The sequence below is a fragment of the Rhizobium sp. BK591 genome (assembly GCF_014195045.1).
GTDB lineage: Bacteria > Pseudomonadota > Alphaproteobacteria > Rhizobiales > Rhizobiaceae > Rhizobium > Rhizobium anhuiense.
In genome coordinates, this window is the sequence record NZ_JACIAZ010000004.1 from 169,035 (window position 1) to 182,165 (window position 13,131).

Here is a 13,131-nt window from a genome sequence, read left to right on the forward strand (position 1 = left end):
TTTTGCGAATAAAGTGGCATTATGCCAGTGCACACACAATGACGATTTTGTGTGCTCAGTGTAGCCGAAAAAGCTACACCTGAAATTCGCGGGCAATGCAAGCTTGGAGCGTCAGTCTTTCGTCTCGCCTCGGCGGTTCGTGCGCTCCCGCATGAACCTTTCGATGAAGTCGAGCAGTTTCGTCGCGGCAAAGGACAGCTGCCGGTCCGGCGCGACACAGAGATCGACATGGGTGCGGATGCCGGTTTTGCCGGCAAGCGGAATGGCGAGAAGCTGACCCGCTTCGATCTCGCGACGGACGGTGAGCGCCGGCAGCAGCGTCGCCGCAGCCCCGCTGAGCACGAGTTCCTTCAGCATTTCGAGCGAGCTGGTGACGAAGACGGGATCGAGGCTCAACCCCTCCTTCTCGAACAGCGCGTCGAAAGCCTGGCGGAAACCGAAGGATTGGTCGGGCAGCGCCAGCGCATGATCGGCGAGCTCCCGCACCGCGATCTCGGTATGCGCGGCGGCCGGATGCTGCGGCGTGACGATGAGATCATAGGCGATCTCGGAGCGCAGCCGCACCTTGGTGCCGGACATGGGAGGTGCAAACAGCGTCACCGCAATATCCGCCTCGGCGCTGTTGACGGCATCGACGGCCTGCCGCGCACTGGTGATCGTCACGGTAAAACGCAGCTTCGGATATTTCAGGCTGAATTCGGCAAGCGCCGGCGCCAGCAGATTGGCGACGGTGGCGCCATTGGCATAGATGCTGACACGGCCGCGCTGCAGGCCCTTCAGGTCTTCGATCAGCTGCTGCACGTGATCGAGTTCGCGCAGCGTCCGGCCGGCGCGGGCGGCAAGCAGCTCGCCGGCGGCCGTCAGCTTGACACCGCGGGCGCTGCGCTCGACGAGCGGCGCGCCGAAGTGATATTCGAGGTTCTCGATCTGCCGGCTGATCGCCGTCGGCGCGACATTGAGGTTCTCGGCCGCCTGGCGCATGGAATTGGTCCTGACCAGCTCGTCGAAATACATCAGCGCCCGGATCTGCATTCACGTCTCTCCGCCATTCGGCATATTCGGTCTGCCGGTTCGGACCCTATTCGATCAATGACCATTCGGATAGCGGTCGCACCAAGCCTTTTGCGCGCCTTCGACCGGCAGTGCGGTCGCCGCGTAGACGCCACGGGCGATCGCCCGCGCCATGACGATAGTGGCGAGATGGCAAAGCTCCATCAGGCTCGCCATGTCGTCTCTTCGATGCCTGGCCGTCGATGCGGCAAAGACGGTGTCGCCGTCGAGCGGCAGGTGCGCCGGCAGCAGTGCCCGGGCAAAACCGTCATGGCCGGCAAGCGAAAGCCGATGCGCCTCGGCCTTGGTCAGCTGCGCGTCGGTCACGACAACGCCGATCGTCGTCGCGGTCGTGTTCATGCCCTTGAGCCGCATCCGGTGGTCGGCCACCGCAGGCATGCCGAGCCCGCCGAATTCGCCGTCCTTTTCGAAAGGTGCGGCCCAGAAATGTGGACCGTCGCCGATCGTTGCCGAGCCGAGCGCGTTGACCGCGACAACAGCTGCAACGCGGTGTCCGGCGCTGCTGACGGCGCTGGCCGAGCCGAGCCCACCTTTGAAGGTGGCGGTCGTCGCCCCCGTGCCGGCCCCTGTCGTGCCGAGCGCGAAGGCGCCTTTGGCCGCTGCCTTCAATGCCGCATAGCCCATGTCGCGATAGGGCGAGTGGAGCCCCCAATCCTTGTCGCCGCCGTTCAGCAGATCCATCAGGATTGCCTGCGGCACGATCGGTATGCGCACCGACCCGACGGCAAATCCGCGGCCGAGTTCGCGCAGGCCCGCCTGCACGCCGCCGGCCGCATCCAGCCCGAAAGCCGAGCCGCCGGAGAGCACGAAGGCATCTACGGCATTGACGGTCATCGACGGATCGAGCAGGCCGGTGTCGCGCCCGCCAGGCGCCCCGCCGAGCACGGTACCGGAGGCGACGGCCGGTTCGTCGAAGACGATGACGGTGACGCCGGAACCGAGCGCAAGGTCGGTCGCGTGGCCGACGGAAACGCCTTCGATGTCGGTGATGAGGTTGAGAAGATCGGGCAAGGGCGGATCCTTATGCAGAAAGGCCGCCGATAGGACTGCAATTGCCCTCAAAAAACAAGACCGGCCCCATTTGGCGGGACCGGTCGGACATCGGGAAAAGCCGTGAATGTCAATCGTGGCCTCATGCCCTCAGGCATGAAGCGGCTTCGGATGACGGCGGGTCATCAGGTCATGAATGGCCAGCCGCACCTCGTCGGGCGAGCCGAAACGCTGCTCGTCGAGGTCGTGGACATGAAATTTCACGGCGATGAACTTCAGCCGGTCTTCATCGGGAATGACGATCCCGACGGGAACGCCTGCATATTCGATAACTTGCTTCTTCATAGATAGAACTCCTGCCGCGCGACATGCGCAGCCATGGCGAATTGACTTGTCTGGTACCGTTGAAAGGAGGACGAACGTCACATTCGACAGCTCGGGCGGGAGAGGGCGCCCGGACGGTCATTGCCAAGCACAAATCGCCCAGGCAGATCGGCGAGAATATCGATGTCTATCATGTCTCGTTCCTTGCGTTGGCGTTGCACTTGAGTGGTCCCGGAAGAGCCCGGGGCCGGTGATGGCTGTCTTCAATAATCCACTAACTTGGTAGAGATTACCCGATAGCCTGTCAGAAACATATTCCGAAACGTGTCAAAATATCGACGATCCGAATAAATTCATTCCGTCGTAACCCGAACTTACAGAAAGAAACATATCAGCTCTTCGTAAAATTCGCATGACAGAATCAGAGTTTGATCGATCACCGCGGCAGACATAGGAAGCCTTGCCGTATCAGGCAATGGCCCATTTCATTAAAAATCGAAACGCCTCGAAATGACCGATTTGGTTAACGCCGGAAGCGCTGTGTCACCAGCCTTCGGCGAGCACCTTCTCCAGCATGTCGGCGAAGAAATCCGCGCTTTCGATGGCGAGGCAGAGCGGCGGTTTGATCTTCAGCACATTCTGGTGATCGCCGGTCGGCTGCATGATGACGCCGAGTTCGAGAAGCCGGTCGCAGATGGCAGCGGTCTCTTCCATCGCCGGCTCCAGCGTCGTTCTGTCGCGGACGAATTCGAGGCCGAGATAGAGCCCCATGCCGTGCACGGCGCCCGCGATCGGATGGCGGTCGATCAGCGCGGCGAGCCGCGCCTTCAGATGATCGCCGACCGTCCTGGCGTTTTCCTGCAGTTTTTCCTCGGCCATGATGTCGAGCACCGTCATGCCGGCGACGCAGCTGACGGGGCTGCCGCCGGTGGAGGAAAAGAACGCGCCTTCTTTCTCCAGCGATTGGGCGATCTCCCGCGTGGTAATGACGGCGCCGAGCGGATGGCCGTTGCCCATGCCCTTGGCGATGGTGATGATGTCGGGCACGACCCCTTGCTGCTCGAAGCCCCAGAAATAATGCCCCAGCCTGGAATAACCGACCTGCACCTCGTCGGCGATGCAGACGCCGCCGCGGGCGCGTACCTGCGCATAGATGTCCCTGAGATAACCGTCCGGCAGCGGAATACCGCCGGCATTGCCGTAGACCGATTCGCAGATGAAGCCCGCAAGCCCGTCGCCGCTGGCGTCGATCGCCTCCAGCACCGGGGTTACGGCGCTGAGATAGTGCGCTGCCGTATCGGCACCGCGGAATGCGCCGCGATAGATATTCGGCGACACCACGGCATGCACCCAGTCCGGCCGAGTGGTGAGAGCCTGCGGGTTGTCGGCGATCGAGGTGGAGACGGCATCGCTCGCTGCCGACCAGCCATGATAGGCTTCGAGCAGGCACAGCATATTGCGCGCGCCGCTATGGGCTTGCGCCAGCCGAAGCGCCAGATCGTTTGCCTCCGAACCGCTGTTGACCAGGAAGACCGCGTCGAGTCCATCCGGCGAAAGGGCGGCGAGGCGTTCGGAAAATTCCGTGATCGCGGCATAGTGAAAGCGGGAATTGGTGTTGAGCCGCAGCCATTGCGCGCTGATCGCCGCCGCGAACTTGGGATGGCCATGGCCGAGAATGGTGACGTTGTTGACCATGTCGAGATAGGCGCGGCCCTCGACATCGAACAGGTGTTCCCGCCAGCCGCGCTCGATCTGCGGCGGTGCCGCGTAATAATTCTTCTGCGGCCTTGCGAGATGCGCCTGCCGCCTGGCGCGCAGTCCTGCAGTATCAGGTTTCGGCGCATCCGCTCCGGGGCTGAGAAGGAGTGACGGCGAAGGGCAGAGCACCGACCAAGCCGCCGCCTCGCGCGGTGTGGCAAAGAGCGGCGGTTCGAGACCGGCGACACTGCAAAACTGGACACGCAGCCCGCCGAGCGACGAAGCCTCTCCGAAAACCGTGCCGAGCGGATCACCGCCGGCAACCTCGGCGCCATCCTCGACCGAGAGGTCAAGCCCATCGAGATGCAAGGTGATGCTGTCGCCGGCGAGCGTCAGATGCTGGTCCTTCCAGCCGATCCGGCCGGCAAAGGGGGCCGCAACCGCGCTGCCTGCAGCAAGGCAGATATCGATATGCAGCGCGCAGGTCGCTTGTTCCTTCGCATTTCCCAGGCTCGCGCGGGAAAGCCGATATTCGCCGTAGCGCGTTGCCGCCGTGCCGTTTTCGGTCGCGGCGCGGGCAAGCAGCCGCCAGTCCATGTCGGCATTCAACCAGTTGCCGGCGGAAAAATGCGGGCTGCGCACTCCAAGATCGACATAGGCGATCTCGGCGGGATCGATGTCGGGCAGCAACGGCAGCCATCCCGATGCTTCCGGGGCGGCGACGTCGAGGCCGGCCGCTTTGAGGATTGCCGCTTCCATGAGTTCGAAGGGAACGGACATCGCCGCATCGAAGATCGCCCACTCGTGCGCGAGATTGCCGCGGACATAGTCATTATCGGGATCGACCGAAATCTGCTGCTCGCCGCTGGCGACGAGAATGACGGCGCGTGCGACGACTAATGGCCAGAGCGCCTTCAGCTCCTCCTCGGTCAGCGGATAGATCGCCTGATAGGCGGTGACGGCGGGCAGGACATGAAAAGGGTCGCCATCCGTCTGATGCAGCAGCGAAGCGCAGGTGACGGCGAGGTCGCCGACCAGCCAGCCGCGGATGATGTCGCCGAAATCGATCACCCCGTCAGGGACTATGTGACCACGGGTATTGCGGTGACCGACGACATTGTCGCCGGTGACGTCGTGATGCACGGCCTGCAGCCGGAGCGATGGCGCCAACGGCTGGATGCGACGAATGGCCATCACCATGGTCTTGGCGATCCGGTCGCGCGCCGCACTGTCGGTGATCGCAGACAGCAGCTGCACCGCGACCGGTCCGGCGCGCCGGAGATCCCATTGCAGGCTGCGGTCGAGACCGGGATGGTTGAAATCGGCAAGCGCCTGGGCCAGCCTCGCGCAGAGCGCACCAAGTGCTGCGACCGAAGCCGGCGCCAGATAGGTCAGCTCCGTCAGCCCCTGGCCTTCCAGGTATTCGAGCAGCCGCACCTGGTAGCCCTGCCCGCGCACGGTCAGGACGACGATCTCCCGCCCGTCATTCGTGGAGATCACGTTCGGAACGCGCGGCGCATCTTGCCTGCTTTTGAGATGATGGATCGCCGCGTTCTGCGCTTCGAGCTCGCGGGTCTCGTAGGCAGCATGGCAGATCTTCAGGACGTAGCGACCGCGATCGCTATCGACGCGGTAATTCCGATCCTGCTGGCTGCCGAGTTCGGTCAGCGTGCCGGACAGGCTGTAATGGGCAAGAAGGATCTCTTCCGCATCCGCAACGGTAACGTCGGGACGCGGCAGCGCCATGCGGTCAACCAGCACCTCGTCGGTCATGACACCCCCTCCCGCAGCATGATTCGATTACCTCACGCGATAATCAAATACTTGCTGCTGGCAGGCAACGGGAGATTGTCGTTTGCCAGCAGAAGAGATGTAGCTCTTTGCCCGCGCTCAACCCATGCGTTCGGAGGCGTAGCTTCCGGGGCTTGCCGGGAAGACCACGGTGCGGTTGCCGTTGATGAAGGTGCGGTGATGGATATGGGCGTGGATGGCGCGCGCCAGCACCTGACTTTCGACGTCGCGGCCGATCGAGACATAATCGTCGGGCGACTGCGCATGGGTGATGCGCGCCGTGTCCTGCTCGATGATCGGGCCTTCGTCGAGATCGGCGGTGACGTAATGCGCCGTCGCCCCGATCAGCTTGACGCCGCGGCCATAGGCCTGCTTGTAGGGATTGGCGCCCTTGAAGCTCGGCAGGAAGGAATGATGGATGTTGATGATCCGGCCGGACATCTTCTGGCACATCTCGTCCGACAGGATCTGCATGTAGCGGGCGAGCACGATCAGTTCGGTGCCGGTCTGCTCGGCCACCTCCATGATCCGGGCCTCGGCCTGCACCTTGTTGGCCTTGGTGACCGGGATATGGTGGAAGGGGATGTCGTGGTTGACCACGACCTTCTGGTAGTCGAAATGGTTGGAGACGACGCCGACGATGTCGATCGGCAGCGCGCCGATCTTCCAGCGGTAGAGCAGGTCGTTGAGACAATGGCCGAAGCGCGACACCATCAGCAGCACCTTCATGCGCTTCTCGCTGTCGTGAAACTCGTAATCCATCTCGAAGGGCGCGGCGACGGCTGTAAAACCGGCGTCGATATCGGCCCCCGAAAGCCCTTCTTCCGAAATGAAGCTGACGCGCATGAAGAACTTGCCGGTATCGAGATCGTCGAACTGCGAGCTGTCGATGATGTTGCAGCCCCTCTCCGCCAGATAGCTCGAAATCGCCGCAACGATGCCGCGCGTCGATTTGCAGGATACCGTCAATACATAGTTTCTCATGTCTCTCCCTCTTCCTTCTTCAAGGCCGCAGCCGTGCTTAGATCAAAGCCTGTGCCGCGAATAGGCCGGCGCGCTTTCATTCCTGCGACAAATTGCAAGAGAAACCATCACGCTTCTGCAAGTTCTCTCATTGCCAAGTCTGAAGCTTAGGAGAAGTTGCGCAAAAAACTGTACCGTCAGCGCCGCTTGGATGCGTATTCTCGCCTTCGGTACGGAAACAGCGCTAAAGCGCGGCAAACGAATCTGACAGAATCGATGCGCGTTAGGCCGGCGGGCGGCTCGCCACGGCCGCTTTCCGGCGCGGCGTGGTGATTTCATGGATGATCGCGCCGCCGATCGACGAGAGCACCAATGAGAGGATCACGAAGAGCACCGGCTGCTGCAGGATGCCGATCGGCAGGCGATCTGCTGCCACCCTCAAGAAGGCGAGCGTGAAGGCGTGGGTGATATAGATGCTGTAGGAGCAGTCGCCGAGATAGTTCAGCCATCCCAGGACCGGCAGCCTGGAAAAATCGATGGAGACGGCGCCGTAAATGATGAAGATCGCCGGGATTCCCCAGGCATAGAACCGGCTTTCCGGCTGCATCAGCGCCTCGTTGATGAAGAGAAACGCAAAGCCCATGGCGAGTGCCGCCCAAGCCCAGCGGTTCGGCAGAAGCATCTTCTGCCCATAGAGCCAGGCGAGCACGACACCGGCGAGAAATTCCAGGATGATCGGCTCGCCGTAGAACCGGGTCACCGTCGATTCCGGCAGCAGCCGGCAGGCCACCAGAATGACGGTAAAGACGGCAAACATCGCCGGGATGCGGCGGACTTCCGAAAGCGGCAGCAGCAGCGCGAACACGAAATAGAAGAACATCTCGTAATTCAGCGTCCAGCCCGGAACGACGACTGGAGTGATCGTGCTGGGATCGGCGGGATTGCTCCATGGCAGGAAGAACAGTGAGGCGACGAGGTGCGGCAGGTCGAACACCGTCGATTTCAGCAATGACGGGGCCACCAGCGCCACCGCGGCCGAAAACAATGTCGCCAGCCAGTAGAGCGGCACGATCCTTCTGATGCGCCGGCGGGCGAAATCGATCGGGCTCATTGCGCGACCGCTCGTCGTCAGCCACATCACGAAACCACTTAAAACGAAGAAGATATCGACGCCGGTTTCGCCATAGATGAAGGCGGTGGCGTCGACGGCCGGATTGACCTTGGCGAGCTGCAATATCGCATGGAAATAGACCACCATCAGCGCCGCGATGGCGCGCAGATATTGAAGCTGGACAAGCATCGAGCGTCTTGCTCCCTAGCATGATGCCGAAAAGTGTGGGCGGTTTTCGGACGACATCATGCTCTATTTCTTTGATTTAGAACAGGATTCAGATTTTAGGCCAATCCGGCCTAAAATCATCCTGTTCTAGGGCTCGCGCGGGCGCCGGTCTCAGCCGCGCCGCTGCGGTCAACTCAATACATTTGTCGGACGACCCTGCCGGATGCGCGGGTTGTCGTGGAAACGCATATATCCGACGACGAACCACAGGAGACCGGCGATCTTCATCGAAAAGACTGCGGTTCCCCCGATCATCATATTCAGAAAAATGAAAAGAGAAAGTGAATGGGCGCAGCGCCGCTGCGCCGCCGTGCGTCCGGCGGGAAAGAGGCAGACGAACAGCCACAGGGCGATGACGCCGAAGATCGTCGCGGCATAGATCAGGTAGACATAACCGCTATCGGCGAACTCGGCGACCCGGTCGACCGAAAGTCCGAGGATGGCGAGCGGATCGAGTTCCATGATCTTCTTCATCGTCAGGTTGATGCGGCCGGTGAAATTGTCGCCGGTCGCGTTGGGTTTCAGCACGTAGACGAGGAAGCCCGCGGCGACGATCAGCGGCATCAGCGCCAGATTGAAATTCTTCGGGATCTTCGGAAAGACGAAATAGCCGACGATGCAGGCAAAGCAGAAGATCAGCATCGTGCGCGTGTCGTTCGTCACCAGGATCAGGACTGCCGTGCTGATCATCAGCAACCGGTCCCAGCGGCCAAGCCTCTCCCACATCGAAATCAGGTAGACCGCGATCACCCCGCAGAAATTGGCCAGCGACACCTGTTCGAGGAAGATCGAGGAGGAACGATGGTCAATGATGCCGAAGGAGAAGCGTTCGGGAAAGCCGAGCGCATTCTGGAAAAGGCCTGTCGTGTTGTAGCTCAGCGGCAGCAGCCCGCGCGTATTGGCGAAATAGTCGGACGGATGGACGATGCTGACATAGAACGGCACGCTGACGATCTCGAAAATCAGGAAAATCATGACGACGAGGCTTGCCCAGCGAAAGACGAGCTTCATCGTCCTTTCGTTGCTCCAGCCGCCGAGCCCGGTGAAGCAGAAGATGATCAGCACGTTGCGGAAATGATCGATGAACAGCATGCGGTTGAGGACGCTGACATAGATGGTCACCACGAGCGTGAACAGCAGGAACAGGAAGGCTGGCAGGTCGGTTTCGTAGATCCCCTTGTGCAGGATGTAGATGATGGCGCTCGCCATGATCAGGCCTTCGCTGGCAGCGACATGCGTCAACGACAGCGGCATGATGTTGTGGTTGATGAAGGCGAGAATGCCGTTGTAGAGCACCGAGAGCAGGCCGAGCCAGAGCACCAGGTAATCGGTGCGCGACGCCGCCCCGGCAGCATCGAGCCGGTTGCCGGCGGCAGTAAAAGGCGCTGCCTTCTGGTCGACGACCGCCATGGTCAATTCCCCACAGGCTTGACGGCGGAACAAGTGCCGGCATCGGCTTTTGCCGATTGGGCGAGAAGCCGCATCTGCGGCCGCGCGGGGCCCTTTCGCGGCTGGACGTTGAACGGCTCGTTCGCGGGCCACCAATCGCCCGCCGCCCAATAGGACCAGCCGAGCCAGACGTCGCCATTACCTGTCATGGTGGCATAGATTTCGGTCAGCCCGCTCATGCAGTCCTTGTCGGCGGAGGCGCCGAATTCGCCGAGAAAGCCGCGTTTGTGGTTCCGCTTCAGCCAGGCGGTGACCCCGGCGATCGCCTCGACTGCGGCATCGGCACCTTCGCAGGTCGGATGGGTTCCGGAGGAATCGGCGTCGAGATACTGGTGGACCTCATAGGCGTAGAAATCCAGCGGATCGCGCACGCCGAGCATCACAGTGCCGTTGGCGCCGCCGATCACGTCCTTCTCCCAGCTTGCCGCGCCGCTCCATGCAGTGCCGGGCACCAGGATGAGGTTGCGCGCGCCGACCGCGCGGATACTGCGGATCGCGGCATTGGCCGCATCCAGCCAGTCCGTCGCCTTGATGTCGTGCGGTTCGTTCATCAGGCCGAAGACAATGCCCTCCTGATTGGCGAATTCGACGGCGAGCCTTGCCCAGAAGTCACCGAAGGCGGCATCCGTTGCCGGCGCCGTGCCGACCTGGGTCTTGTCGTAATAACCGAAATTATGCGGGTCGAGCAGAACGGCCATGCCGCGCTTGCGGATCAGGCCGATCGTGCCTTTGATCCGCTGGAGCTCGTCCTCGTCGAGCCGCCCGCCGAGTGCGGGCTGCAGCCGTTCCCAGCGGAAGGGCAGCCGGATGATCGTCATGCCCTTTTCGGCGAAATAGCCGATCGTCTCTTCACTGGGATAGGTGTAGTTGGTGCCGTAGGTACCGCCGCGCTCGCCATATTCACCGCCGGAAAGATTGACGCCGCGGTAGCAGGGCGCCCCGGCCGCAAGGGCCGGCGACGGGACGAGAGCCGCCGCAAGCAGCAGCGCTGTCAGATGTCGTGTCGTCCTCATGGCATCCTCGCAATCGCGGAAAATCGCAACATCGGCGTCGCTCCAGATTATTTTAACGGTCCGTTAGCTAAGAATTTCTAAAGTCTCGGCACCTCGGCTTCAGTCTTTCACGCTGGGCGGGACACGAGTGCGCGTATGAACCAGTATGACAGGAACAGGGTAAGCCGGCTCCCTGGCTGGCGCAGTTATGAGCCGCCTCAGACTGCGCCGGAAGGCGTACGCATGCGCAGTCCTGTCGTCCGCCCGGATGATTACGCCCGTCCGGCGCCTGAACCGACCCCACCCCCTTTCGTGCCACCGGCAAGCATGGCGGAAAGCCGTCAATATGAGCGTCCGGCGCCTCCGCCTCCGCCGGCAAGAGAGCCCGTCGTCGACGCGCCGTCGAACGCAGCCTCCGCACCTGCCGCACCGCTTCTCGACCTCCGCTCCAGCATCGCCGCGATCTGGAGCCGGCGGCTGGTCGTGCTGGGTCTGGCGCTGCTCGGCGCGGCTGCCGGCGCTGTGGTGGCACCACGGATCGCTCAGAAATTCACCGCCGTCAGCAGCCTCTATTTCGATCCGCGCCAGATCGGCCTTGCCGATGCCGGCGCGCAATCCTCCGGACCCTCGCCGGAAATGATCTCGACTCTGATCGACAGCCAGGTGCAGATCCTGACCTCGGGCAATGTGCTGCGCCGCGTCGTCGAGACGATGAAGCTCGACCAGGATCCGGAATTCACCGGCGGCCGCACCGATGGCGCCGCCGTGATCGGCGCCCTGCAGAAAGCACTTGTGATCACCCGCCAGGCCAGCACCTATGTCGTCACGCTTGCCGCCACGACGAATGATCCGGAAAAATCCGCAAGGCTTGCCAACCAGGTCGTCACCGCCTTCACCGAGGAGGAGAACAACGCCTCGAACGGCATTTACGAAAACACCTCCTCGACGCTCGACGGACGCCTCGACGATCTGCGCCAGAAGGTGCTGGAAGCCGAGCAGGCCGTCGAAACCTTCCGCGCCGACAACGACATGGCTGCGACCGAGGGCAATCTGATTTCCGATCAGCGGCTCGTCTCGTTGAACACGATGCTGGTGACGGCACAGGAAAAGACCATCCAGGCGAAAGCGCGCGCCGATGCCGTCGCCAATCTCCGCGTCGAGGACATCGTCGCCGGCAACCAGACGGAAGGCGGCGTCACCTCGCCGCTCGTCAGCCTGCGTCAGCAATATGCCACCCAGGCGGCCGCCGTCGGCAGCCTCGAAAGCCAGATGGGCACGCGTCATCCGCGCCTGCAGGCGGCCCGCTCCTCGCTCCAGAGCATATCAGGCGAAATCAAGGGCGAATTGCAGCGGCTCGCCACCTCGGCACGGGGTGAATACGAGCAGGCAAAGGCCGCCGAAGACAGCATCGCCAAGGAACTTGCGGTGCAGAAGGCGCTGCAGGCGAGTACCTCGGACAAGCAGGTGGAATTGAACGAATTGCAGCGCAAGGCGACTGCGGCGCGCGATATCTACGAGACGGTTCTGAAACGCTCCAGCCAGACGAGCGAGGAGCAGAACCTCAGCCAGAGTAACATTCGCGTCATCTCGCCGGCCGAGCCGCCTGTTAAGGCCGATGGTCCGGGGAAGATGATCCTGCTGGTTGCCGGCATCATCGGCGGTTTTCTCGCCGGTTTCGTCGTCGGTGCCGGGTTTGCCATCCTTGCCGGCCTCTTCGGCCATCCCGTCATCAGAAGTTATTTCAGGAAGTCGCCGGCTTCGGCCGCTTGATGACGGTCTTCGGTTTTCCTACATCTGGAGAGCGCCCATAGTCGGCAGGAGAGCTCCGTGCGGCTTTTGATGATTCTGATATCGCTCGTTGCCGTGTCGAGCCTCGCCCCGGCATCCGCCTCTGCCGTCGACTGGACGAAATCCGTCGATTCCGGCGTTCAACCCCTCTATCCCTACAAGGGTCTTCCCGGCGTCAAGGCGCAGCCGGAGAAGAAGGAGGAAGAATCGTATAATTGCCGCACCGAAACCGTTCAGGTCCGCCGCCGTTATGATGAGATCTTCCGTTCGGGCGGCATGCCAACGCTGATGTATGTCTGCGAACGCGACGGCTTCATCTCGATGGACGACAAGGTGCCGCTGCGCGGCCATTATCAGCCAGTGCGCTGAGGGGATCTCCTCGGGCGGCAATGTCGTGCCGTTGTGTCAGATCCGCGTCGACGCAAGATCGATCAGCATCGCCGCCATTCGCTCGATATCGGCCTCGCTCATGTCGTGATAGCTCGACGGGTTGATCGCCCGCTTCGGAATACTCCAGGCGTTGACGTTCTCGGCCAACTCGCGGGTGCTGCCGGGCAGGGCCGAAAGCTCCTTATTAGATGTCCTGGTTGTGAAGCCAAAGGCCGCGAATGCGCGGCCTCTGCCGATGATCCCGGCGACTGGCGCGCAAAACCTCTAAAAACCGCCTCCGCCTCCACTGGCATTCTTCTTGCATTGTTACTAATATTCTAACTCTCAGGGAGAAAA

General features: G+C 61.9%; 11 protein-coding genes. 2 read left to right on the top strand and 9 right to left on the bottom strand.

Annotation, left to right across the window (positions count from 1 at the left end; genetic code table 11):
* Positions 1-111: 111 nt before the first annotated feature.
* From FHX10_RS18930 to FHX10_RS18965, 8 genes are all read right to left on the bottom strand, one after another.
* Positions 112-1,032, bottom strand: a complete 921-nt coding sequence (locus FHX10_RS18930) for a LysR substrate-binding domain-containing protein (RefSeq protein WP_063473505.1) — start codon at positions 1,030-1,032, stop codon at positions 112-114.
* A 54-nt stretch (positions 1,033-1,086) separates the two neighbouring features.
* On the bottom strand, positions 1,087-2,082 hold the full coding sequence (locus FHX10_RS18935) for a P1 family peptidase (RefSeq protein WP_063473504.1): 996 nt from the start codon (positions 2,080-2,082) through the stop codon (positions 1,087-1,089).
* A 129-nt stretch (positions 2,083-2,211) separates the two neighbouring features.
* A complete protein-coding gene (locus FHX10_RS18940; RefSeq protein ID WP_003544544.1) occupies positions 2,212-2,406 on the bottom strand; it encodes a hypothetical protein in 195 nt (64 codons plus the stop codon).
* 522 nt (positions 2,407-2,928) lie between these two features.
* Entirely contained in the window at positions 2,929-5,856 is a 2,928-nt protein-coding gene (locus FHX10_RS18945) for an aminotransferase (protein ID WP_063473503.1), read from the bottom strand.
* 117 nt (positions 5,857-5,973) lie between these two features.
* Positions 5,974-6,858, bottom strand: a complete 885-nt coding sequence (gene purU / locus FHX10_RS18950; protein ID WP_183844879.1) for a formyltetrahydrofolate deformylase — start codon at positions 6,856-6,858, stop codon at positions 5,974-5,976.
* 262 nt (positions 6,859-7,120) lie between these two features.
* A complete protein-coding gene (locus FHX10_RS18955) occupies positions 7,121-8,137 on the bottom strand; it encodes an acyltransferase family protein (protein ID WP_028757900.1) in 1,017 nt (338 codons plus the stop codon).
* 168 nt (positions 8,138-8,305) lie between these two features.
* Positions 8,306-9,586 (bottom strand): hypothetical protein, encoded by a 1,281-nt coding sequence (locus tag FHX10_RS18960; RefSeq protein ID WP_063474854.1) that lies wholly within the window; start codon positions 9,584-9,586, stop codon positions 8,306-8,308.
* Between the two features lie 2 nt (positions 9,587-9,588).
* Positions 9,589-10,638, bottom strand: coding sequence for a glycoside hydrolase family 5 protein (locus FHX10_RS18965; protein WP_063474853.1), 1,050 nt, complete (start codon positions 10,636-10,638; stop codon positions 9,589-9,591).
* 135 nt (positions 10,639-10,773) lie between these two features.
* Between FHX10_RS18965 and FHX10_RS18970 the strand changes: the two genes are divergently transcribed.
* Together FHX10_RS18970 and FHX10_RS18975 are read left to right on the top strand one after the other, a co-directional pair.
* Positions 10,774-12,387: a GumC family protein gene (locus FHX10_RS18970; protein WP_028757898.1), complete on the top strand. Its 1,614-nt coding sequence runs from the start codon at positions 10,774-10,776 to the stop codon at positions 12,385-12,387.
* A 57-nt stretch (positions 12,388-12,444) separates the two neighbouring features.
* Entirely contained in the window at positions 12,445-12,774 is a 330-nt protein-coding gene (locus tag FHX10_RS18975) for a hypothetical protein (protein WP_028757897.1), read from the top strand.
* Between the two features lie 36 nt (positions 12,775-12,810).
* On the opposite strand, the gene FHX10_RS35485 is transcribed toward FHX10_RS18975, so the two are convergent.
* Positions 12,811-12,942, bottom strand: a complete 132-nt coding sequence (locus FHX10_RS35485) for a hypothetical protein (protein ID WP_254960412.1) — start codon at positions 12,940-12,942, stop codon at positions 12,811-12,813.
* Positions 12,943-13,131 lie beyond the last annotated feature (189 nt).